The organism is Sorangiineae bacterium MSr12523, from assembly GCA_037157775.1.
Taxonomy (GTDB): Bacteria; Myxococcota_A; Polyangia; order Polyangiales; family Polyangiaceae; genus Pendulispora; species Pendulispora brunnea.
On the sequence record CP089982.1, the window covers coordinates 11,528,303 to 11,551,415 of the forward strand.

Genomic DNA, 23,113 nt, shown 5'->3' on the forward strand with positions numbered 1-23,113 from the left:
CTTACTTCTTTTTCCCTTTTTTGGCGCCCGCCTTGGCACCACCCCTGGACGGTGCCGGTGGCGTGAACGGCGCCGGCTCGGTGTAGGCGCCGCCCACCCCCGCGGCAAGCTTCGGAGGCGTGATCCACGGACGGCCGAGGAACGCCTGCCGCTCGATGGCGGTGCGGTTGAACGGCGCGTCGACGCCGGCAGGGATGTCGACATCGGTCAGAAACGTCGTCCGCGACGCAAAGGCCCCCGGACGCGGCGGCGTTTGCTCGGGGCCCGCCACGATGCCGAGCTTCGGATCGAGCTGGAAGCGCAACGTGCGCAGCACCTTGGCCTTGAAGATCATCTGGCATTCGTAGCGGCCCGGCTTCCACCTGCCGCTCTCGCGCGACACGTAAATGCCGCCATCGAGCTGCGTCCACTGCACCTTCTTGTTGCGCGCCCCGTCGCTGTAGGAAAACGAGTCCTGCCCGAAGTTCACGTCCCCATCGGTCCCGAAGGGTTGCCCGTTCATCGTGCAGCGGAGTTTGCCCGGGTCGTTGAAGTCGCCCTCTTGCTTGGTAATCGCCCGCACGTGGAGCGAACCCCCGTCCCAATCCCAATAGGCGACATTTTCGATCAATTTGTAATCACGATCGACGTAATAATCGATCTGGGCATACTCCGAATCGTTCGATCCATAATTGCGCACGGTAAAATTGATCTTACGCAGCAATTGATCCGACTTACCCGCTGCGCGATACGCGATTTCGGCATCGTAGGTACCGATTTTGGAATAGTTGATGGCGCCATCCTTGATGTCGCAAAGGACCTCGCCCTGATCTTGCCAATTCGGGAACGTGGCACCATCGGGCTTTGCCTCCGTGATTTGGGGAACGGCGCATTGGGTCGTGCCCACGGTCTTCGTGCCGTCTTTCCACGTGACCACGATGGCCGCCGCGTCGTCGGCCTTGCCCCAAAGCTCGAATTTCAGGCGCGTCGGCTGCCACCCGCTCCTCTTGGTACCACCCTTGGGATCGGCCACCCAGCCGCTGCCAACCTGCAGATTTATCGTGGTGTCGACGACGAGCAAGCCGGCGCCGGGCTTGAGCGCACGCCGCTCGGCGACGACCTGCGCGCTGTCCGCCTTCGCGGGCGATGCGGCGAACATCGATGTTGCCGCCAAGGAAAGTACGCAAAGAACCCCTCTCGTTGCCAATCGCATGAAGTAACCTCCAGCGAGAGGATGCGCGGCAGAGTTCCAAGTTGCGCCCGCTGACTCATTTTAATTCGCGCGTTACGAAACGACTTCGCGCGTATGTTCACTGGTCCTTTTCGCGTCCTTGGTCACACGCGCGACGAGCGCACGGTCCATGCGCTCTTGGCGATGATGCGGACGATGCGCGGCAGATGCCATAGACGCAGCTTGCTCTCCTCGTCGGCATAAATCGGGCGCACGGGGACCTCCGCGATGGTGATGCGGCGGGCGGCGAGTTGCGCGAGCAGATCGTTCGGGTAGCCGTAACGCGGCCAGAGCGCATCGAGCGCTCCGTCGCGCGCGAGCCTCTCGCATGCAGCGCGCGACAACGCTGTGTAGCCGCACTGGCTGTCGTGAATGGGTAAACCGATGGCCCACGAGGTGAGGCGCGAGAACACGACCCCACCGAGGCGGCGTGCCTTGGGCATCACGGCGCCCACGTCGGGCGCGGAGAAGCGCTCTCCTTTGACGTAACCGGCTTCGCCCCGCGCGATGGGAGCGACCACGGCGGGCAGATCGGCGGGATCCATTTGGCCGTCTCCGGCCATCACGACGAGAACGTCGCGCTCGCCGTCGGTTCGGGTCAGCGCGTGCCGGTAACCGCTCACGATAGCGGCGCCGACCCCGCGATTCTCGGGGTGGCGAAGCACGACCACGCGCGGATCGCCCACGTTTTCTGCGGCCTCGGCGGTTCGGTCGCGACTGTTGTCGTCCACCACGACGACGTGGTCGACCCAACCGGGAAGCGTGTGCAAGACACGCGCGATCCGCGCCTCTTCCTCGAAAGCTGGAACCACAACGACAACGTGGGCATCGGCGAACATGGGTCGCGTGTAGTATCACCCCGGACGTGCGCAAACGAGTCGCGCTCGGAGTGGCATTGCTGGTGGTGGGCGTTCTCGCCTTCTCGGTCTTGTACCGTCCGTTTCCCTCGGACCGTACGCCGGAAGGCGCGTACATGCGCATCGCGCGGGCGGTGACCGACGACCGGCTGACCGACATGTTCCCGTACCTCGAGACCGACGCGCAGTGGGCGAGCTACACCATCCGCGACATGCGCGCGAAGGCCTGCACGCGCATCCGAGGTAGCTACCCCGAGCCCGAGCGCAGTCGCATGCTCGCCGCCTACGAGCCCCAGGCCAACGTGCCCGACGGCGCCGACGTCTTCGCCTTGCTCGCGCGCCAGCGTGGCTGGGTGGCCCGCCTGCGCAAAGATCTCTCGGGCGTCGTCCGCACCGAGATCGACGGCGACCGCGCGAGCGTCGTCACCGCGCGCGGCACACGCTACCCCTTCCACCGCCGCGACAACGGCATCTGGGGCCTCACCATCTTCACCCCCGAGCTCATCGCGGAAAGCGAACGCGCCTCCCGCGATCTCGCCGTGGTCACCTCCGCCGCCGACGACTACGGCCGCGCCGGCGACGCGCGGCGCCACTAGGTCGGCCAGAGAAGAATTACAGGGAGGCGGGGAGGCGGGGAGTTTTTTGGTTTTCACTTCGCCCCGTGGGCCAACTGGAAACCCTAACAAAAGCGTTCCGCGCTGCGCGTGCAGGTTCCCTCCCCGCCTCCCCGCCTCCCTGTAAAATCTTCGGGGTTTCAACGCCGAGAATGCTCAGGGTTCCGTCGGGAGGCCGGCGCGGGACCAGCCCGGCTCGGTGAGTTGGCCGAAGGGATCGCGTGCACCGTCCCAGCCGGCACGTTGGTCCACCACGTCGGTGAAGCCCGCCTCGAGCAGCGCACGGGCCGCACGCAGGGAGCGACCGCCCGACTTGCAGCCCACGACGAGCTTCGCATCCTTGGCGTAGCGCGCGCTCACGTCGGCGACGAAGTTGGGGTTCGGCACCATGCCGCCGCCACTCAAGACGGCAAAGGGAATGTTCACCGAGTGGGCCGGACGGCCCTCGGCGAATTCCTCTTCGGTGCGGACGTCCAGATAGATGTAGCCGCGCGTGACATACTCGGCGGCTTCCTGTGGGGAAATGCGGGTGGGTTCAGCGGCCATGTGCATGTTTTCCATGCTCTTTTCGGAAATGGCAAGACGCGGAAGCAATCTCAGGCATGCCGCGCTATGATGTCAGGATGAAGCGGCACCGCGGGCTGATGGATCAACGCGGCGCATCTCTTACGGAGTATGTGCTGATTTTGGCGGCGGTGCTGTGCGCCGTTGGCGTGGCGTACAAGCTGTTGGGCAAGAAGGTCGGCCACCAAGCGGCGCATGAGTCGAACACCACGTTCCATGGTGAGACGGCAGAGCCTACCGCGAGTTCGAGTCCGGAAAACGGCGGCCTACCGATCGCTGGGAAGAGCAGCATCGCCTCGAAGGCGTCCATCGACAACGGTGCGGTCACGCGCGCGCGGGCGCTCGCCACGGACGTGAAGACGAAGGTCAACGAGAAGATCCACGAAGCCGCCAACGCGGACTTGGAAGACTTCAGCCTGAAGAAGATGGCGCGTTGGCTCGCCATCGTGATCGCGGCCCTGGGCCTGGGGGTCGGCTACACCGTGTACCGGCGCGGCCGCGCCGAAGCCACGACGGCCGACAACGATCCCGATGCAACGGGTCCGCAGACGGTGCGACCACCGACTGCCGTTCGCGCTGCACCGCCGAACGCGGCACCGACGAAGTACACGGACTGACGTCCCCTCGTCACTCCGAGTGGCTGCGCGTGCGTTGCACGAGGGGCCGCATCGGCACACCGCGGCGCTTCGCTTCGGTGCGCATGCGCACGTACTCGACCTTGCGCGCTTCCTCGAGCGCCGCGCGGTTGGGGAACGGCTGCGGGCGCTGCGACGTGGCGCGCAGGTACTCCGCGAGATCCACGATGCGGTAGCCCGGCGTCTCGGGGTGCGCGGGATCGTACTTGCGCTCGTCGAGCCACGCGAGAAGGCGTGGAAGCGCGGCGACCGTCGAAGGCTTCACATCGTGCAGCAAGATGATGCCGCCGCCGTTGTATTCGAGCTGACCTTCCAGGCTCGCGGCCAGCTGAATGGGGTCATTGGCAAGCATGTCCTGCGACTCGACGCTCCAGAGAACGAGCTCCCACGCACGCTCCGCGATCGCCTGCTGCGTGAACGGATCGAGGCTGCCGTACGGCGGGCGGAAGAACACGGGACGACGCCCGGTGACGCGCTCGATCGAGGCGGCGCCGTCATCCATCTGCGCGAGCGCGCGCGTGTGCGGCACCGCGGTGAGCTGCTCGTGATCGTGCGTGTGGTTGCCCACCGCATGCCCCGCGCGCACGATCTGGCGAACCACCTCGCGCGCGGCCTCGGCGTGCTCGGTGTCGCCGTCGAGGTAGCGGCCGATGAGAAAGAAGGTCGCGCGGACGCCGTACTTCTCGAGCAGACGCAAGATCGCCGGCGTGGTCGCGGGCGAGGGACCATCGTCGAAGGTGAACGTGACCAGGCGCTCACCGACTTGCGGATCGGGATCGGGCCCCTCGGCCAAAAGCCAGGCGCGGTTGAGGCCCGCGTCGGGGTTGAGCCTCGGCCAGGGAAGCAGATCCGGCAACCCGCTGAAGATGGGCGAGAGCGGCTGGAGCGGTGGCGAGGGCGGGAGCGAAGGCGCCGGCCCGGCGGCACGGCGCTGCTGCGGCTGCCCTGCCCGATCGATGGCGTCCCGCGCCACCTTGGTCGCATCGCGCGCCGCGGAGCGGGCCGTGCTCTCGAGCTGCTCTATTTTGTCTGAATTTTCATCAAGATACCGACGCACCCGGGGGATGTCGGGGCGGCCCAGACCCATCCAGGTCCCGGCAGCCAGGGCAAGCAGCGGGATCCATCCTCGGAAGCTCGTCACGAGCCGATCCTAGGAAGCGCAACGCTGGGCGGCCAAGTTCTAGACCGACAGAAACCTACTTATCCCACACCTTGTCCAGCACACCGGGGATGCGTGCGCGGCGCGTTCCGAACGGCTCGGCTCGGACAGGATCCGCGGCCCAGGGCGCGGCGAAGGCATCGCGCATGACCAGCTCGGCGACCTTGCCGCGCGGGGAGAAGCCCCACTCGGCCTCCTGCGAGACATCCTCGGGATCGGCGTAGTAGCGCCAGACGAAGAACCCCGCGAAGTCGGGTTCGTCGAGGAGGGGCGCCAGGAGCGCGTGGTACGCGAGGGCCTGCGCATCCTCGTCGACCTTCACGTGGGCCATGGTGTCGGGCCACTCCCACGGGCGGACGGCGGGATCGGGGCGCGTGGTGTAGCCGATCTCGGTGAAGAGCACCGGCTTGTGCCACGTCTCCGCGAGCGCGTGCACCTTGTCGCGAACCTTGCGCGCGCCCTCGAGTTGCGCGGCGTACCCGTCCCCATCGCGTTGGGCAAGCGGATAGAAGGCGTTGATGCCGATGACGTCGAGATCGCCCAGGATGACGGTGCGCTCGACGTCGTCCCAGTTGGCGGAGTACGTCAGGGTGCCGTGGTAGATGCGGCGAAGGTCGCGCACGATCGCACCGAAGCTGGGGGCGCGGGCGGTGGTGACCCAAGAGCGCAGCTCGACGCCGGCAGAGAGCATTTCGACGCCGGTTTCCTCGGCGAGCTTGGCCCAGGTGCGCACGAAGTCGCCATAACTTTTGGCCCACGCCTCCCAGCCCGCGTCGGTCTTGGGGTCGATTTCGGCGCGCCATCCGCCGGATTCGACCCAGATGTGCGGCACGAGCATCACCTTGAGGCCGCGCTCGTGGGCCATCTCGATGGCACGGCGGACGGCCGCACGGTTTTCTTCGAAGGGCATTTCGAAGGTGAGATCGATGCCGCGGCCCGAGAGATCGGCGGTGCGACCGAACGGCGTGATGGCGATCCATTCGGCGCCGGCGCGCTGGCATTCGGCGAGGGTGCGCTCGTAGGGCTCGGACCCGTAACCTTTGCCGGGGTGGTAGCCGTTTTCGATGGGGCCGATGGTGATGCCGCGGACTCCGCGCGCGCCAGCGTCGTGCCAGCCTCGGGCGGAGGGGAGAGGCTTGTCGCCCCGGGCGGAGACGGCCACGAGCATGGCCCAGCAGAGATTACGAAGGATCGGGGGAATCACTTTGCGTCGAAGGCGAAGCCGAGGGTGGCGCCGAGCCGCCACCATAGCCCGCTTGCATCGACGGTGGACGGCGGGTTTTCGCGGGCGCCCTTCCAGGCCGGGTGCGCTTCGAAGACCAGCGGCGAGAAAAGAAGCCTCCAACCCGGCGTGAGCGAAAGCGAACCCTCGAGGGCCGCACGGCCGAGAAACGTCAACCCGTACGAGCTCGCGCACGAGGCCTTGGAGGCGTCGGCGCCCGAAGAGTCCGCGACCAGGCCGGCCACACCGAGTCCGACGGCCGCGCCCACGCGGAGCCGAGGAAGTGCGCGCACGGCGAAGGCACCCGTGGCGAGGCCGCCCAGCTCGACGGAGGATTCATCGTCGGCTTGCTGGCAAAGGGCCGACGGCTTGGAGCCGCCGTAGGTCATGGCGATGAAACGCAGCCCTCCGGTCACGAGAACGCGGGAGGCAGGGTTGAACACGTAGCGTGCTTCCACGGCGCCGGCCGGGCGCAACTTGCCGTCCACGTCCCCGAGACGCGGAAAGAACGCGCCGATCTCCGCGGAGAAAAGGAACCGCCGCGCGAGGCCGTGCGTGGCCATGGTGGACGGCAGCTCCGTCGGCGGCGGCTCCTCGGTGGCCACGGGGTTCGAGTCCGATACGAGCTTCGCCGTGACGAGGATGGCCCGACCGAAGCGCGCCTCCACGTCGGTCTCGTACACGCGGTAGCCCGGGTGCTCGACGCGCACGCGGTGCGGTCCCGGCGGCACGTCCAAACCGGCGGGCGTCGACGAGCCGGCCGGCTTTCCATCGACGGTCACGCTTGCGCCCGCGGGATCCGAGTCGATGGCCAGCTGCGAGGGACGGCGTCGCAGCTCGTTGAGCTCGCGGCTCGCCTCCGCGCGCTCGGAGGGCATGAGGTCCGTTTGCTCGAGGTAGCTCGCGAGCGCGCGCGCTGCATCCTCGGGCTCGTCGAGCCGCTGATGGCACCGCGCGATGTTCCAAATCTCGCTCGCGGGCCCGCCCAACCGACGCGCCTCGGTGAAGAAGCGAATCGCATCGCGAAAGCGGCCCTCCCGAAACGCGCGCACCCCCTGCTGGTCCAGCCCGCGCGCGCGCACGACTCCCTCCCCACTGGGGATCTGCGCAAACACGAGAAGCGCCAACGCGAAAGCGTGCATCGCGGTCTACCTTTGGTAGACGAGCGGCGACAGGAAATCACTTTTATGGCGTGTCTATGCGGAGACGAGGATGATCTTCGTGACTTCGGGGGGCGCGCCCACACGCGAGGGCGGGCCGGCGACGCCGAATCCGCGATTGACCCACAACGTGGAGCCCTCTTCCTCGTACCGACCGGCGAGGTAGTGCATGAAGAGCGAGGCGGGGCGGAAGCCCGGGTTGATCTGCCCGCCGTGCGTGTGGCCCGATAGCTGAAGCGCAACGCGACCGCGGGCGGTGGGGAAATACTGGGGTTGGTGCGCGAGCAGGATGCGCGGTCGATCGGGCGGGACCATCGCGAGCGCGCGCTCGAGCGACGGCGGCTCCTCGCGGGCGCCCGAGGCGAAGACGTCCGCCACGCCGAGCAGCGAGAAGCCGCCCTGATCGCGCCCGCGCAGGACGAGCCCCTCGTTGACCAAGGTGCGAACGCCGGCGGCATGCAGGCCCGCGAGGACGTCCTGCGCGCCCGTATAGTAATCGTGGTTGCCGAGGATGGCGGTCACGCCATCGCGCGTGTGGCCGCGGAGCGAGGCGAGCGCCCTCGCCATCTGCGGGATGTAGTGCTCGTCGTGATCGACCAGGTCGCCCGTGGCCACGATGAGATCGGGCTTCGTCTGCAGCACGCGCTCGAAGCCTTCCGCAAGCTCGCGATCGCCGACGAACAGGCCGACGTGAATGTCGGAGATCTGCGCGATGGTGTAGCCGTCGAGCGCGCGCGGAAGCCCTGCGATGCGCACCGGCACTTCCTCGATCTCGAAGGCATGCCGCCCGCGGACGATGCCCCAACCGAGCGCCGTTCCGGTCCCGGCCAACACCGCCGCACCGCCCACGCCCTCGATCACCTGCCGCCGGGTCAGGCCCTCGGGCTCCTCTTCCTGGGGGGCCGAAGCCTCTTCCTTCTTCCCCCAACGCTTGCGCAAGCCGAAGCTCAGATCCAGCCCGATGTGGATCAGAAACAGCGGGATCATGCTCAGCGCCACGGCCGACGCTTCGATCATGCCCGCGGCAAACAGCTGCTGGCTCTTGCTGCCGTGCCATGCCGATTGCATCATCCGCGCGGCCGGCGTGATGACCACGAGGCATGCCACGACGGCCCAAACCCAGCGACGCCGTGCGGCGAGCCAGGGGGATACACGCATGGCCCACATCGCGAGCAACGAATGGGTGCACGCCGTGATGCCGAACAGAAACGCCGAAAATACGAGCGTGCGAACCATGCTTGGAGGATCGAACGGCTACGGTAGCACGCGCATTCCGGCCGGCCATGCGCCGGACACGACGCGCTCGATCCCTCCGTAATCGCGGGCTATTTTCACATCCTGGAAGCCACGCTGTTCGAAGAGCTGTGCGATGTCGGGCGCCTCGCCTGCCCCCACCTCGACGGCAAGCACACCGCCTTCGACCAAGAAAGCGGGCGCTTCCTCGACGATGCGGCGGAGGAGATCCAGCCCGTCCGGTCCGCCATCGAGGGCGAGGCGCGGCTCGAAGCTGCGGATGTCCTCCGCCAAGGTCGCGATCTCCTCGCTCGGGATGTACGGGGGGTTCGCTGTGACCACATCGAACCGCTGCCCTTCGCGCAGGGCGCCGAACAGATCGCCCGAGGCCCAGCCAACGTTGTACGCGCCAAGGCGCTGCGCATTGTCGCGCGCCACCGCCAGCGCGCCCTCGCTGATGTCGCTCGCGATGACGTAGCCCGTCGGGCGCTCGCGGCCCAAGGAGATGGCCACGCACCCGCTGCCCGTGCACAGGTCGAGCGCGCGCATGCACATGGAAACGTGGCGCGAGCGCTCGAGGGCGACTTGGACGAGCACCTCCGTGTCGGGGCGCGGGATGAGCACGCGCGCGTCGACGCGAAAGGGGCGACCGTAGAATTCGCGCTCGCCGCGCAAAAAGGCGACCGGCTCGTGCTTTCGCCGCCGTTTCACCAGCTCGCGAAAGCGCCCGAGCTCGTCCGCCTCGAGCGGGCGGCGTGCATCGACGATGAGGCGCACGCGGTCCGTGTTCAGCGCGAACGCGAGCAACACCTCCGCGTCGAGGCGCGGCGATTCGATGCCGCGCGCGCGAAAGTCGTCGGTCGCCCAGCGGACGACGGCCTCGATGGTCCAGGTTTCTTTCACGGGGCCGTCGTGCGGCGCGCCTCGAGCACGGCAGCTTCGACTTCCGCGCGGATGCGATCGCGCTCTTCGGCGGTGGTTGCCTCGAAGCGCATCACCAGCACGGGACCCGTGTTGGACGCGCGCACGAGACCCCACGCGGGCTTGCCCGGTTGACCGAATTGAATGCGCGCGCCATCGATGTCGATGACCTCGCGCCCGCTCTTTTTGTAGTGCTCCGTGACCGCGCGCACGACGTCGAACTTGATGGCATCGGGGCAGTCGACCCGCAACTCCGGCGTCGAGAACGTGGTGGGCACGTCGGCAAGCATCTCGCCGAGGGAGCGCCCGTCGTTGGCCAGGATCTCCAGCAAACGCAGCGACGCGTAGATGGCATCGTCGAAGCCGAAATAGCGGTCGGCGAAGAACAGGTGCCCGCTCATTTCACCGGCGAGGAGCGCGCCCGTTTCCTTCATCTTGGTCTTGATGAGCGAGTGCCCCGTCTTCCACAAGACGGGCTTCCCACCGTGCGCCGCGATGTCGTCGTACAGGGTCTGCGAGCATTTCACCTCGCCCAGGATCGCCGCACCGGGGTGCTCCTTCAGCAGGGCGCGCGAGAAGAGGATCATGAGCTTGTCGCCCCAGATCACGTCACCGTTGGCGTCGATGGCGCCGAGTCGATCCGCGTCGCCGTCGTAGGCGATGCCCACCCGCGCGCCGGTCTTCTTCACGCGATCGATGAGCTCGGCGACGTTGTCGAGCACCGTGGGATCGGGGTGGTGGTTGGGGAAATTCCCGTCCATTTCGCAGTAAAGCGCATCGGGCGAGAGGCCGAGTGCTTTCATGACGGCAAGCGCCGTGGGGCCACCGGCACCGTTTCCGGCATCGACGACGAAGGGCAGAGGGCGCGGGGGAAGCTTGATGCGTTCCTTCACCGCCTCGATGTACGCGGGGAGCACGTCCACGACCTGGTGCGAGCCCTTGGCGTCCGGGGCAAAGCGCTTCTCTTCGATGAGGTTGAAGAGATTCACGATGTCCGGGCCGAAGAAGCTGGCCTTGCCCTTCATGATCTTGAAGCCATTGTCCTCGCCCGGGTTGTGGCTTCCCGTGATCTGGATGCCGCCATCGGTGCCAAGGTGGTGCACGGCGAAGTACAGGAGCGGCGTGGGCACGACGCCGATGTCGACGACGTCGATCCCGACCTGCGTGAGCCCGGCGACGAGCGCGGCGTGCAGCCGCGGGCTCGACAGTCGACAGTCGCGACCGACGGCCAATCGCGTGCGCCCGCCCTCCACGTTGGGCTTGGCCAGCATCGTCCCGATACCGCGGCCGAGGGCATTGGCCAGGGCATCCGTCAAATCCCGATCGGCGACCCCCCGGATGTCGTACTCGCGAAAAATGTGGCGCAGGGAAGCGAAACTCATGGCCCGTCCTTATACGCCAGGCCCCGCCCGGGCGCGAAGCGATAGGAACTTGGCCCGGACAGTACTATGGTCGCCGCCCGTCGATGGACGCTCCGCCGCCCCCGCCTCGAGATCCGCCCGCGTACGTGTATGCCGCCGGTGACATTCACCCGCTCACGGAGCGCGAAGAGACGCTGTGCAAGCGCGCGAGCACGGTGGACTGGGTCTACCTGTCCGCGCTGGCCCTGGCGGACGTGGGGACGGTGCTGCTCGATGGGCAATTCTTCAAGGACAAGCAACAGCCAGGGGTCCGCCTGATCGGGCCGTCCTTGATTGGCTTGACCTGGGGCGCCACGCTCGGGGCGATCTATCCGGCACTGCCCAAGTGCGATCCCAACTGGGTCCGCTACGCACCGCCCGAGGGGGACATTCGCACGTCGGTGCCCTATGCGCTCTCGATGGCGATTCTCGCAGGGGCCACCGCACCCATTTTGGTTGGGGTGGAGACCGGACCGCTCCGCGACGAGTGGCAGACGAGCGAGCGCGCCATGCGCGTGATCCTCGCCGGGGTGACCGGCTTCGCGGGCGCGCTCCTGCCGTATTGGACGCTCATTTCGCCGAAGACGTGGCGCGCGGGGAAAGAGCTGGTGAAGCTGCGCGCCTGGGGCGATTCCCAAGGCGCGTTCATCGGCTACGGGTTCCGCTTCTAGGCCGGGCGCAGGAAGCGCGCGAGCACCTTTTTCTCGCCCCAGCCCGGGAAAAACGCGATGACCGCGGGCTCGCCGGCGTTGACCACGCTGCGTACTTCCCCTTCGCCGAAGCGCTGATGGTGCACGCGCGAGCCGCGGCGAATGGGCGCCGCGCTCTCGCCGCCGCCGTGGTCGTCTTGGAAGAACTCGCGGTCGACGTAGCGCTGTCCAGGCGGCGCGCTCGGGGCGGGGCGGGCCGGGCCCCCTCCCGATGAAGCCGGTGCAAGACCGCTGGTGCGGCGTGACCACGGCATAGGCTGAAGGTCCCGATCCGGGCGATCGATGAAGCGCTGCGGGGTGCTCTTCGCCCCGCGCGTCTGCTTGTGGACCACGCCTTCGCGCGGCAAATTGGCGATGAAACGGCTCGGGGCGCCCCAGCGCGTCTTGCCGAAAATCTGCCGGGCCGACGTGTGCGTGATGAGCAGATGGCGCCGCGCACGCGTGATGGCCACGTAGGCGAGGCGGCGCTCTTCCTCCATGTCCTCGTCGCCGCGGTCCTCCATGCTCTTGTACGGGAACATGTCCTCTTCCATGCCCGTGAGAAAGACGTGCTGGAACTCGAGGCCCTTCGCACCGTGCACGGTCATCAACGTGACGCGTGGCTCGTCGCGCATGGCATCGATGTCGGCCTGCAGCGACACGCGCTCGAGGAAGCCCTCGAGCGTGGGCTTTTCGCCCGCAGCAATCGCCTCCGTCTCGTAGTCGCGGATCGTGCCCACGAGCTCCGCGAGGTTCTCCAGGCGCGCATCGGCCTCCGCGGTGTTGTCGGCGCGCAGGGCCTCGCGGTAACCGGTGCGCTCGAGGGTCTCGAGCAGCACGTCGCTCGGCGAATCCGTGGCCGTGCGCGCACGCAGCTCGGCGAGCAGGTTGCGCAGGCCCCCGAGCCGTTTTTGCGCAGCTGCAGCGATGTCGCGCGCCTCGTCGATGCACTCCAGGGCATCGTTCAGCGACTCCGAGCGCGAGCCTGCAAAGGCCACCAGGCGGTCGATGGTCGTGGTGCCGATACCGCGCGCCGGCGTGTTGATGATGCGCAGCATGTCGACGTCGCTGCGCGGGTTGATCAAGAGGCGCAAGTACGCGAGGGCATCTTTGACTTCCGCACGCTCGTAGAACTTCGTGCCGCCCACGATCTGGTACGGAAGGTTCGCCGCGCGAAGCGCTTCTTCCAAGACGCGCGACTGCGCGTGCACGCGGTAGAACACGGCCATCTCGCCCAGGCTCGTGCCCTGCTCGCGCGCGTCGAGAATGCGGCGGGTGACGAAGGCGGCTTCGTCGCGTTCGTCCGCGCAGCCGAGAACCTCGATGGGCGGGCCATCTTCGTTCTCGGTCCACAGCTCCTTCGGCTCGCGGTGGGGCGAAGGGGCGATGACGCCGAGCGCCCCGCGCACGATGTGACCCGTCGAGCGGTAGTTCTGCTCGAGTTTGACCACGGTGGCGCCGGGGAAATCGCGACGGAAGTAGCGGATGTTGCGCACGTCGGCGCCGCGCCAGCGGTAAATCGACTGGTCGTCGTCGCCAACGACGCACACGTTCTGGTGATCGCGCACGAGCGCACGCACCAGGCGGTACTGCATGGCGTTGGTATCTTGGAACTCGTCGACCAACACGTGCGTGAAACGGCGGCGGATGGCATCGCCCTCGGTCTCGCGCTCGAGCAGGCGGACCATGTGGCCGATGAGGTCCTCGAAGTCGACCGCGTTGGCCTCGCGCATGTGCGCTTCGTAGCGGCGAAAGACCTTGATGACGGCATCGTCGACGTACGACTCGGCGGTCATCTCGTCGGGGCCGCGGCCTTCCTGCTTTTCCTTGTGGATCTGGTAGAGGACGCTGCGCGGAGGGTAGCGGCGCTCGTCGAGATCGAGCTCGCGCAGGGCGCGCGTGACGACGGCCTTTTGGTCCTGCGTGTCGTAAATGAGAAAGTTGCGCTGCAGGCCGATGGCCTCGCCATGACGCCGGAGCAGGCGCGCGCACGTCGCGTGGAAGGTGCCGACCCAGAGATCGCGCACCACGTCGGCACCGGCCAGGCCTTCGAGGCGGTGCTTCATCTCACCGGCGGCCTTGTTGGTGAAGGTGACCGCGAGGATGCGGTAGGGCGCGACGCCTTCGCGGGCGATGAGGTTGGCCACGCGGTAGGTGATGACCCTCGTTTTTCCGCTTCCGGCGCCTGCAAAGACGAGGAGCGGCCCGTTTACGTGGGCGACGGCCTCGGCTTGCGGCGTGTTGAGTTCGACATCGACAGAGGACACGGGCGCAGCTTAGTCCAGGATAGGCACGGAGATCACTTGCGTCGATAGACGCTCACGATGGGAACTCCGTCGTGGGTCAGAACATAGGCCGGCGCCGTGCTGCCGTAGACGACCCAGATCTGATGGTCGACCTCGTTCATGTGCAGCTCGTGCTGCACCAGGGAAAACATGGCATCGCCGGGGCTCCAGGTCGCGCGCAGATCGCGGCGCATGCGCCCTTCGTCGAGCATGCGCGCCCAGGCATCGCCCGTCGTGTCGTGGATGAAGACGCTCGCGCCCCGCGGCGCATTGGCCTGCAGGTACGGCGCAACGCTCTGGGTGGTGAAGCCCCAAAATTGGCGATTGAGCCCCAAATCGGCTCCGCCGGCGGTGCCACCGACCAGCGGGACGTACGCCGACAGCCCGAACGGATGCGAGTGCACCGTGATGGCCAACGGCGCCGCGATGCAAAGCGCGCCGAGCGCCCACGTGAGCTCGCGCTGCCGTTTGGCGAGGGCACCCGGCAAGGCCGAGACCGCACGCCCCAACGCGTCGGCCACCAGGTCGAATCCACGCCCGGCGAAAATCGCCAAAAGCGGGTACGCGGGCATCCAATGCTTCGTCCCGCCGAAAATGGGCGTCTTCGGCAGGAAGAACACGGCCAGCGGCGCCGCGAACGCGAGCAGGAGCAGCAAATCGGGCTCGTCCGAGGTGCCGAGCAGCTTTTCCCGGAGCCGCTTCCAAAGCGCCGCCAGCCGCTCGCCTGCGCCGAGGCCGAACAAGAGCAACGTGATGCTCGGCACCGTGGCCAAGATCATCACGGGGGCATAACTCGGCGGCGACGGCGGCCCGAAGTAATTCTTACCGAGGTATTCGATATTGTAATATTCGTGATGAACGTGGAATTCGACGTATTCGCGAATGCGATTGGCCGTATCGCTCCACAGCCAAGGCCATAGTGCGTAAAAGACGAATGGCCCCACGATGGCGATCGAAATGAGCTCCATCGGCAGACGCAACTTTTCGCGCTTCTCACCTTTGTCCCCGAAGAACGCGCGTCCGTACACCACCAGGGTGTGCGGGACGAACACGGCCGGCAAAATCCAGGCATTGTGCTTCGTCTCCAGGGTCAATCCGTAGACGATGCCCGCGGCCAGTGCCCACCCCAGCGTCTTCTCCTGAACGGATCGGTAATACACATAAACCGAGAGAATCCACATCGCCGCAATGGGCATATCGAAGCAGGCCAGGTGCGCGTGAAAGAAGATATGCGGCATGAGTGCCAAAAGCACCGCCGCCATCAGCCCCGCACGACGCGAATACACGCGCGCGCCGAACAGGTACGTCACCCAGAGAGAAAGCCCGCCCGTGGCCATGCCGGGCAGACGGAACGCCGTGCTGGCGTCGGCGATGATCTTCCACTTTTGGTGGAGCACCAGCCACGAGATCCCGAAGAGGCTCTTCATGAGCGACGGGTGCTCGTGGTTGTAGCCCCAGGCTCCGTCGATGGCCCCGCGCTCCATGGCGGCCTTGGGGTGCGCGACCAGCTGATCGAACCAGCGCGCGTAGCTCTGGCCGGCGTGGAAGTAGAAGCTCTCGTCGCGCGGAAAGCCGAGGGAGCGTGCGGTGATCAGCAGCCAGATCACGTACGCGACGAACAACGCCGCCCCGACCGCGTGATCGCGCCAGCCGATGCTCTCGGGGAATTTCGCCCAGGAAAACCGTTTCGGCTCATTCATCGGGTGATCGCCTCGAAGCAGTAGATCCGGCGGTCGGCGTTGGCGCTGGTGATTTCCACGGTGAGATCGGCAGTCTTTCCGGCCAAATCCGGTGTGGGAAGGTCGAAGCTCTTCCACCCGTCGCCGTCGGAGTGGGTCACCTTGGCGATGTGGCTATCGCCCACCCAGAAACCGAGATGCACGGGCGCGCGGAGCCGCTCGCGCTCGGCCTCGACGTAGAGGCCGTGATGGCCATGGAGCGATTCGCCGAACGTGACGCCGTGGAACACGATGCGAAGCGCCTGGCCGCCGCCGGGTGGGGGCGCGAAAATGCATTTGTGCGGCATGTAGTCCAAATCGGACACCACGCTGATACCGGCAAAGGTGCCCGGGCAGGTGAACTTCTCCGCCGGAATGGCGGGACCGAAACCGAGATTGCCCGATTGCGCCGAGCCCTTGCCCCAGCCGCACGGACGTGCCGCGGTGTCTTGCAGCGGGCGGACCGACACGTCCGCCTCGGGCGGGTGAACGAGCTTGAGCAAATCCGTGATGGTCGGCCGGTACGAGGGATTTTCCAGCGTGGTGAGCGTGATGCCGTCGACCTTTTTCGTCGCCACGGGCTTCCACTCGGAAAGCTCGGGCGCGTGCTCGCCGCGGATGGAGACCTCGATGGCGCGCGGGAATCTCTCCACGTCCGCCCAGGCTTCTCGCTCCAGCGTGGCCAGCTCGTCGCCGAAAACTTGGCGCCCCACGGGATCGGCCCAGCGGGGCGCGAAGATGACGAGGTCATCGGGCTTGGCCAGCGCGCGGGTTTCCTCGCGGGCGCGCGCCCAGCTCTCGTCTCCGATGACGCTGCGCACCTGCACCACGTGCGCGACCAGCTCGAAAATCGCAATGGCGGGCACCAACGCGAAGCCCCACGTCTTTAACTGAGCGCGAAGGTCCAAGGCCAAGATGGGCGGGGAGCTTACACCGTGCGCGGGTCCTCGTGTAACGTGGGCGCGCCGACATGCGGCGTTTACCTTCCCTTCTCTCCTTCGTACGCCTTCCGAAAGAGCCGAGCACGTGGCTGTGGCTGGCCGTCGCCGTCGTGGCCAGCGCACCGGCGTGGATCGTGCGGTACCCGCCGATACAGGATCTGCCCTTCCACCTCGCGGCGATTCGGGTCATCCACGACTTCCACGACGCGCGCTACGGCTTCGATCAGGACTTCGTGCTGACCTTGGGGCGCACGCAGTACGTCTTCTATTACTTGCTGGCCAGCGCGCTCGCGTACGGGCTCGGCGTGGTGAAGGCCAACATCGCGCTGATGTGCGTCTACCTCGGCGGCACACCGCTGGCGATCCGCGCGCTGCTCAAGGCCTTGGGCAAGGACGAGCGGCTCGCGCTCTTCGCGGTGCCGCTGCTCGCGAACGTGATGTTCATGTTCGGGCTCTTGCCGTTCTTGCTTGGCATTCCACTGCTCTTTTATGGGCTCGCGCTGGCGATCCGCTATTTCGAGCACCCCACGCCGGCGCGGGGCGCGGGCCTGGCGTTTTTGGTGCTGGCCCTCTTCTATTCGCACTTTTTTCCCTTCGCGCTTTTCGGCTTGGGCTTTGCGCTCATGTTCCCATGGCAACAGCCGAAACGCTGGCTCATCGCGGGCGCGCCCACCGTACCTGCGCTCCTCATGGTGGCGCGTTGGACCTTGTTCACCGATGCCGGGAAGCTCACCACCGGCGTCCTGCACCCCACCGAGGCCGATCACGTTGCACCGCTCAATGCGGCCATTCCCGGCGCCTACCAATGGCTCACGGACGTGTGGCACGACACCAGCGACGAATTCATCCTCGTGTTGGTCGTGTGCGCCGCCATTTTGATCACCGGCCTCGCCCAGGGCGATCGTGATCGCTCCAAACCGGTGGCGCGGGCCTATACGCTTTTACCCATATTGTGCATTTTCTTCTATTTCACATTGGGCGAACGGCACGGTTACATCTGGCTCATTTCGCAGCGATTCCCCATCTTGTGCCTTTTTGCGGCCATTCCCCTTTTGCGCATGCCCCAGGGTTTGCGCGGCTGGGTGGGGACCTCGCTCGCCGCGGGCCTGGCGCTGGCGGCCACGATCAACACGTGCAAGCACTTCGTCAAATTCCAGCTCGAGGAAGTCGGGGACATCAACGAGGCCCTCGGCGCCATGGAGCCGAAGAAACGCGTGGCGGCGCTGATTTACGACAAGGGCTCCCAAGTGACCAATTGGGTCCCTTTTCTGCATTTCGGCTCGTATTACCAAGTCGAAAAAGGCGGCGTCGTTCAATTCACCTATGCGGGCTATTATCATTGGCCCTTCGACTTCAAATCAGGCCATTACCCGCCGCCCGGCGGCCCCGCCCGCGAACGCTGGGAGTGGACCCCCGAACAAGTGCCCGTCCGTGGCGAGCTTTATCCGTATTACGATTACGTCCTCACCCGCGGCCAGGGATTCCATCCCCCGCCGGGCACCTTCCACGTGAAGTGGCGGGGCGACCGCTGGATGGTCTGGGAACGCGATCGCTGACGTATCACGCTACGCCGGCGAGCGCAGCGTCACGAAGAGAAGAAGAAACCGCCAGGACGCCAAAAGAGAGGCGCCAGGATCGCCAGGTGAACCAACAATAGACCCTTATTTTTTTAGGATTTATTGTTGGTTCCGTTGGCGATCCTGGCGTCCTGGCGGTTTCCTTCTTCCTGTTCGAGAATCGTGCTCGCCAGTGCTCGCCCATTTATGAGGCGCGCAGGCTGTGGCCGAGCCAGTGGGCGCTGGCGCCGAGGAAGGACAAGGCCATGTCGCGCGGGGAGTGACGGTGGGCGGCGAAGTGGCGGATGCCCGTGCGCAGGGGCGAGCCCTGGCTGCCCACGATGAAGCGCTCGGCGGGGGCGCGGAGATCGCCGAAAAACAGGGGCAGCATGCGTGTGCGCTTGCGTAGATCCCAACCGAGGCGCGAGCGGCGCACGACATGGGTCCAGTTGGTGAGGAGCGCGCGGCCGGCGAGAACGTCGGCAACGAATGGGCCGGCCAAGGCTCCGTATTCGATGGCCTGGGCAATGCCTTCGCCGGTGACGGGATCGATGCCCGCGGCCTCGCCCACGAGCATCATATGGCGCGTGGCGAGCGGAAGGTCCGGATCGTAACCGCGCTCCGCAAAGCGCTTTTGGCGATAGCGCGACAAGTCGAGGCCCATCCCGGCGAGACGCGCCCCAAAACGCGCCCCCAGATCCACCGGTCTGTCGTCGAGTAAAATACGGTAAATGCCGCGGCACTGGAGTGGCTTGCCGTCGACCAAGGTGGGAAAGTCCCAATAGTATCCGGTGAACGAATGATCGGTGAGGTCGAAGTGAATCACCGAGCGCTCGAGATCGCTCGCGACGGACTCCGTATCGATTTCGAGAACTTGCGCGCGGTACCGCCCCGCCCCATGGCCCATGGCCTTGCGCACGGTGCTTCCGACGCCATCGGCGCCGATGACGACGCGCGCGCGGTAATCGCCACGAGAAGTCGCCACGCGCACACCGTGATTTTCGCCGGCGTGAATCGCATCGACGCGCGCATTCTCGACGATGGTGACCCCGCGCTCGGCCGCGATGTTGGCGAGGGCGTGGTCGAATTCGAAACGACGAACCACCCGACCAATGGGGCCGACGCATTCTTTGCGGCCGCCGCCCGCCCCCGTGAACGAGATGCCCTCCAGCGGCACCGATGGGACGTTCGGCATGGCGTCGAGTTCGCCAAGGAGCTTCTCCCCGCGCCCGCCGAGCGCCCCGGCACAGTATTTTTCACGCGGGTAAGAAGCCTTTTCCAACAGCGCGATCGAGCGGGAGGGATCCGCCTTGGCGAGGGCGATCGCCGTGGTGGTGCCGGCGGGCCCACCTCCCACGATGACCACATCGAATTCGGCGCGCATGCCGCTCTCTTACAACAAGTCCAGGCACAATCGCGCGCAGGTGGTGGTTAAACTCTGGATGCAATGGCTCGCGCGGGTAGATAAGCGTGGGTGGGGCGAGGGATGTGCCATGGCGCCGGTGCAACGGGTGGGGGATCGCGAAGCTCTCGGTTTGACCTCGCGCTACAGCGTGTTGGTCCTCGCGTCGTTCGCCATCGTGGTGGCCTGTTTTGGCGCCTCGACCTTGTATTCGGATCTGCGGCTGCAGAACGTGGCCCTTCAATCCGAGGATCTCTCGCACAATTCCCTGCCGAGCATCGTCCACCTGGCCGAAATTCGCACCACGCTTCACGACCTCGACGAGGTAACGGAAGACGCGCTTTCGCCGCCGTACCGCGGCTCGGTGCCCATCGAGCGCACCTTGGCGTCGCTGCGCAAATCGCGCGCGCTCTACGAGGCCATCCCGTCGTACAAGGGTGAGCGGCTCATGTGGCAGCCCATTCGCGCGGGGCTCGATGCCGTCGAGAAGCATGCCGATGCCCTCGCCACCAAGGTCCACGCCAGCGACACCGATGCGTCACTCTTGCGAACGGCGCGTTCCGATTTGCGGGAGGAAGTGGGCCGGGTCGATGCAGCACTGCGCCAACTCGTCGAGTTCAATGCGGTGCAGGGAAGCCTGGTCACCTCGCAACTCGACGAGGAACGGCGGCGCATTCGCCTGGTGGGCTTCACCTTGGACGGGGTCAGCCTGCTGGTCTCGATTGCGCTGGCCGTGCTCGCGGCGCGGGCGGTGCGGAAATATACCGGGCTGGTCGAGCGGCGCGCCGAAGAGTTGGAAAGCTTTGCCAATCGCGTCGCACACGATGTGCGCGGGCCGCTTACGCCGGCGTTGGGCGCGCTGGAAATCGCGCGCAAAAAGCTGACCGACGAGCACGAACTGGCCCCGGTGCTCGATCGCGGTGTGCGCAGCGTGCGGCTCGTGGAGAGCATCGTGGACGGCCTTCTTGCCTTCGCGCGAGCAGGTGCGCAGCCGGAGCCGGGTACCTACGCGGATTTCCGCGGCGCCGTGGAGGAGGTCATCAGCGAGTGCCAGGCGTACGCCGCCGCGCGCAAGGTCGATCTGCGCGCCGAGCCGGTGCCGGACGTCGCCGTGCGCTGCGCGCCAGGCCTGCTCGCCAGCGTGCTCTCGAACCTCGTGCGCAACGCCATCAAGTACATCGGCGACGGAAAAGACGGGAATCTGGACCCGGCGGAAGTCTTCGTCCAGGTCATCATGCAGGGTGACATCGTCCGCTGCGAGGTGGTCGACACCGGCCCGGGCATCCCGCCGGCCATGCAACGGGCGATTTTCCTTCCGCACGTGCGCCTCGATCGGCGTGCCAACGGACTTGGCCTCGGCCTTGCCACCGTCGATCGCGTGGTGCGCGCGCACGGCGGGCAGGTGGGGGTTTTGCCCAACCCCAAAGGGCAGGGCTCCGTCTTTTGGTTCGAGCTCCCCCAAGCCACCGATCTGGCGATGGCCCGTTGACGCGATGGTCCGATGACAAGTCGGGCAAGCTGTATTAGGAAGCGTCACCACGTATGGCTCGATCCACGACACGCAATAGCTCGGATCTACAAGGCGAGGCACGCATCGGCAGCAGCGCGAAGGTGCATGGCCGCATCGCGGGCGAGGGCGATCTCACCGTCGAAGGACGTGTCGAAGGCGACATCGTCCTGCGCGGGCAACTGACCATCGCAGAAGGCGGCACCGTCGCCGCCGAAACGGTGGAGGCGGAAGAGATCACGGTCTCCGGCGTTCTCGAGGGCGAGTTGCGCGTCCGCGGCCCCGTGCGGGCGCTCGCAGGCTCGCGCGTGCGCGGCAACGTGACGGGCGGCAGCCTGGCGTTGGAAGAAGGGGCCGAGTTCGCGGGAAGGGTCGAAATCGAATTCGAACTTCCGGCCGAGCTCGAATCGGCACCGGTCGCCCGAGGCGGCCGCCGCTAAGGCAAAGACTTTTTGGGGAACGAAGAGGACGACATGGCGAGCACGATCATCGGCGCAGGGATCACGATCGAGGGAGAGATCACCACGGACGACGACGTCGTCGTTCAGGGCACCGTTCGCGGCAAGCTTACGGCGAAAGACGCCGTCACCGTCGAATCGGGCGCGGTGGTCGAGGCCGACATCACGGGCGGCCCGCTGGCGGTGGCCGGCTCCGTCACGGGGAACATCCAGTCGAGCGATCGGGTCGATCTCCAACCGGGTGCACGGGTCGTCGGCAACGTGAAGGCCACCCGCATCACCATCGCCGACGGCGCCCAGTTCAAGGGCAACGTCGACATGGACGTGTGAGGACAGAATGGCTGAAACCACCGTAATTGGACGAAGCTCGTACATCCGCGGACGCATCACCGGCGCTGCGGATCTCGAGATTGCGGGCCACGTCGAGGGCACCATCGAGGTGTCGGGCGAGCTGGTCATCGTGGCCGAGGGCCGCGTCGCCGCCAATGCGAGCGCAGGCCGCATCGTGGTGCGTGGCGCGGTCAAAGGCGATCTCACGGCGACGGAAGCGATCGTGCTCGAAGACGGCGCCCGCGTCGTCGGCGACGTGCGTGCCCCGCGCATCGCCATCGCGCAGGGAGCCCTGCTCCGCGGCTACGTGCAGACGTCGGCAACCGCCGCTGCCCCGGCCCGCGCGAAGGCGCAACCGGCAGCCGCCGCGACGCCCGCCCCCCGTGCGACGAACCACGTGCGCGCCCAAGCGACGCCGGCCCCGCAGCAAGGCGCGGCCACGCCCCGCGTGCAGTCGGCACCGCGCGCGCAAGCGACACCTCCGGCACGTGCCGCAACCCCCACACCTGCACCGGTCCGCGCGACGGATGGTCGTGGCGCAGCCCCGGCGCCTGCACGTGCCCCGGCGAACCACGCGCCGGCTGGGCGCAATCATACGGCCCCCAAAGCGCCGCCCGCTCCCACCGTTCCCGTGCTGAAGAAGGGCGCGCGGGGCAGCTTGCAAAAGAAGCGCGCGTGATGTCGCCCTGGCAGCGCCTCCTCGAGTTGCTCAAGCAGCACTCCTACCGCAAGCAGCGCGTCGTGCTGGCCTCCGGCAAGGAGAGCGATTTCTTCATCGACTGCAAGCAAACGGTGCTCGGCGCCGAGGGGCACGCGCTCACGGGCGAGCTGCTCTTCGAGGCGGTGCGTCAGCTGCCAGGATGCGACGCCGTCGCCGGTGTCGAACTCGGGGGCTGCCCGCTCGCCAGCGCCGTCGCGCTCACGAGCTTTCAGCGCGGCCAGCCGCTCGATGCCATTTACGTGCGCAAGGAAGTGAAGGACCACGGCAGCCGCCGCACCTTGGAGGGTGACGTTCGCCTTGCCAAAGGCGCGCGCATCGCCCTGCTGGAGGACGTGATCACCACGGGCGGCTCCACGCTGAAGGCCGTGGCCAAGCTCACCGATGCAGGCCACACGGTGGCGGGCGTCATCGTCCTCGTCGACCGCCTCGAGGGCGGCCGCGAGGCCATCGAAGCCGCCGGCCTCTCGGTGCGCAGCATCTTCACGCGCACCGATTTCGAAGCGTAGCTTCTCGGCGAATTCGGCAAGTCAC

22 protein-coding genes are annotated in these 23,113 nt (G+C 66.7%); 9 read left to right on the forward strand and 13 right to left on the reverse strand.

Annotation, left to right across the window (positions count from 1 at the left end; genetic code table 11):
* Window position 1: 1 nt before the first annotated feature.
* The gene (locus tag LZC95_45635; GenBank protein ID WXA93724.1) at window positions 2–1,138 is read right to left on the reverse strand and encodes a hypothetical protein; all 1,137 of its coding nucleotides are present in this window, start codon (window positions 1,136–1,138) and stop codon (window positions 2–4) included.
* Window positions 1,139–1,314: 176 nt separating this feature from the next.
* Entirely contained in the window at window positions 1,315–2,049 is a 735-nt protein-coding gene (locus LZC95_45640; GenBank protein ID WXA93725.1) for a glycosyltransferase family 2 protein, read from the reverse strand.
* A gap of 26 nt (window positions 2,050–2,075) precedes the next feature.
* Here LZC95_45640 and LZC95_45645 point away from each other — a divergent pair, with 26 nt between their 5' ends.
* Entirely contained in the window at window positions 2,076–2,663 is a 588-nt protein-coding gene (locus tag LZC95_45645) for a hypothetical protein (protein WXA93726.1), read from the forward strand.
* Window positions 2,664–2,837: 174 nt separating this feature from the next.
* On the opposite strand, the gene LZC95_45650 is transcribed toward LZC95_45645, so the two are convergent.
* The gene (locus tag LZC95_45650; protein ID WXA93727.1) at window positions 2,838–3,227 is read right to left on the reverse strand and encodes a rhodanese-like domain-containing protein; all 390 of its coding nucleotides are present in this window, start codon (window positions 3,225–3,227) and stop codon (window positions 2,838–2,840) included.
* A 77-nt stretch (window positions 3,228–3,304) separates the two neighbouring features.
* On the opposite strand from LZC95_45650, the gene LZC95_45655 reads away from it, so the two are divergent.
* Window positions 3,305–3,862: a hypothetical protein gene (locus LZC95_45655; protein ID WXA93728.1), complete on the forward strand. Its 558-nt coding sequence runs from the start codon at window positions 3,305–3,307 to the stop codon at window positions 3,860–3,862.
* Between the two features lie 10 nt (window positions 3,863–3,872).
* Here LZC95_45655 and LZC95_45660 read toward each other — a convergent pair whose 3' ends face one another.
* The 6 genes from LZC95_45660 to LZC95_45685 are packed head-to-tail and all read right to left on the reverse strand — an operon-like array spanning window position 3,873 to window position 10,957.
* Entirely contained in the window at window positions 3,873–5,021 is a 1,149-nt protein-coding gene (locus LZC95_45660) for a polysaccharide deacetylase family protein (GenBank protein ID WXA93729.1), read from the reverse strand.
* 55 nt (window positions 5,022–5,076) lie between these two features.
* The gene (locus LZC95_45665) at window positions 5,077–6,207 is read right to left on the reverse strand and encodes a hypothetical protein (GenBank protein ID WXA93730.1); all 1,131 of its coding nucleotides are present in this window, start codon (window positions 6,205–6,207) and stop codon (window positions 5,077–5,079) included.
* Between the two features lie 32 nt (window positions 6,208–6,239).
* Window positions 6,240–7,403 (reverse strand): PEGA domain-containing protein, encoded by a 1,164-nt coding sequence (locus tag LZC95_45670; protein WXA93731.1) that lies wholly within the window; start codon window positions 7,401–7,403, stop codon window positions 6,240–6,242.
* A 54-nt stretch (window positions 7,404–7,457) separates the two neighbouring features.
* Window positions 7,458–8,657, reverse strand: coding sequence for a metallophosphoesterase (locus tag LZC95_45675; GenBank protein ID WXA93732.1), 1,200 nt, complete (start codon window positions 8,655–8,657; stop codon window positions 7,458–7,460).
* Window positions 8,658–8,675: 18 nt separating this feature from the next.
* The gene (gene prmC, locus LZC95_45680) at window positions 8,676–9,557 is read right to left on the reverse strand and encodes a peptide chain release factor N(5)-glutamine methyltransferase (protein WXA93733.1); all 882 of its coding nucleotides are present in this window, start codon (window positions 9,555–9,557) and stop codon (window positions 8,676–8,678) included.
* Window positions 9,554–10,957: a phosphomannomutase/phosphoglucomutase gene (locus LZC95_45685; GenBank protein WXA93734.1), complete on the reverse strand. Its 1,404-nt coding sequence runs from the start codon at window positions 10,955–10,957 to the stop codon at window positions 9,554–9,556. The genes prmC and LZC95_45685 overlap by 4 nt, the downstream gene beginning before the upstream one ends.
* Before the next feature lie 83 nt (window positions 10,958–11,040).
* On the opposite strand from LZC95_45685, the gene LZC95_45690 reads away from it, so the two are divergent.
* A complete protein-coding gene (locus LZC95_45690; protein ID WXA93735.1) occupies window positions 11,041–11,646 on the forward strand; it encodes a hypothetical protein in 606 nt (201 codons plus the stop codon).
* Here LZC95_45690 and LZC95_45695 read toward each other — a convergent pair.
* Genes LZC95_45695 through LZC95_45705 form a run of 3 tightly spaced genes read right to left on the reverse strand, consistent with a single transcriptional unit; the run spans window position 11,643 to window position 16,581 of the window.
* Window positions 11,643–13,931: a UvrD-helicase domain-containing protein gene (locus tag LZC95_45695; protein ID WXA93736.1), complete on the reverse strand. Its 2,289-nt coding sequence runs from the start codon at window positions 13,929–13,931 to the stop codon at window positions 11,643–11,645. The genes LZC95_45690 and LZC95_45695 overlap by 4 nt on opposite strands.
* A gap of 32 nt (window positions 13,932–13,963) precedes the next feature.
* On the reverse strand, window positions 13,964–15,649 hold the full coding sequence (locus LZC95_45700) for a glycosyltransferase family 39 protein (protein WXA93737.1): 1,686 nt from the start codon (window positions 15,647–15,649) through the stop codon (window positions 13,964–13,966).
* Window positions 15,646–16,581, reverse strand: coding sequence for a hypothetical protein (locus LZC95_45705; protein WXA93738.1), 936 nt, complete (start codon window positions 16,579–16,581; stop codon window positions 15,646–15,648). Before LZC95_45705 ends, LZC95_45700 begins: the two co-directional genes overlap by 4 nt.
* Window positions 16,582–16,637: 56 nt before the next feature.
* Between LZC95_45705 and LZC95_45710 the strand changes: the two genes are divergently transcribed.
* A complete protein-coding gene (locus tag LZC95_45710) occupies window positions 16,638–18,164 on the forward strand; it encodes a hypothetical protein (protein ID WXA93739.1) in 1,527 nt (508 codons plus the stop codon).
* 205 nt (window positions 18,165–18,369) lie between these two features.
* Here LZC95_45710 and LZC95_45715 read toward each other — a convergent pair whose 3' ends face one another.
* Window positions 18,370–19,548, reverse strand: a complete 1,179-nt coding sequence (locus tag LZC95_45715; protein WXA93740.1) for an NAD(P)/FAD-dependent oxidoreductase — start codon at window positions 19,546–19,548, stop codon at window positions 18,370–18,372.
* Between the two features lie 109 nt (window positions 19,549–19,657).
* Between LZC95_45715 and LZC95_45720 the strand changes: the two genes are divergently transcribed.
* From LZC95_45720 to pyrE, 5 genes are read left to right on the forward strand one after another with little or no spacing between them, the layout of a single operon-like run.
* Window positions 19,658–21,055 (forward strand): HAMP domain-containing histidine kinase, encoded by a 1,398-nt coding sequence (locus LZC95_45720; protein WXA93741.1) that lies wholly within the window; start codon window positions 19,658–19,660, stop codon window positions 21,053–21,055.
* Window positions 21,056–21,108: 53 nt separating this feature from the next.
* Complete coding sequence (locus LZC95_45725) at window positions 21,109–21,513, forward strand: polymer-forming cytoskeletal protein (GenBank protein ID WXA93742.1); 405 nt, start codon at window positions 21,109–21,111, stop codon at window positions 21,511–21,513.
* 33 nt (window positions 21,514–21,546) lie between these two features.
* Window positions 21,547–21,861, forward strand: a complete 315-nt coding sequence (locus LZC95_45730) for a polymer-forming cytoskeletal protein (GenBank protein WXA93743.1) — start codon at window positions 21,547–21,549, stop codon at window positions 21,859–21,861.
* A gap of 7 nt (window positions 21,862–21,868) precedes the next feature.
* Entirely contained in the window at window positions 21,869–22,540 is a 672-nt protein-coding gene (locus LZC95_45735) for a polymer-forming cytoskeletal protein (protein ID WXA93744.1), read from the forward strand.
* Window positions 22,540–23,088 (forward strand): orotate phosphoribosyltransferase, encoded by a 549-nt coding sequence (pyrE, locus tag LZC95_45740; GenBank protein WXB00275.1) that lies wholly within the window; start codon window positions 22,540–22,542, stop codon window positions 23,086–23,088. The genes LZC95_45735 and pyrE overlap by 1 nt, the downstream gene beginning before the upstream one ends.
* The last annotated feature ends 25 nt before the right edge of the window (window positions 23,089–23,113 follow it).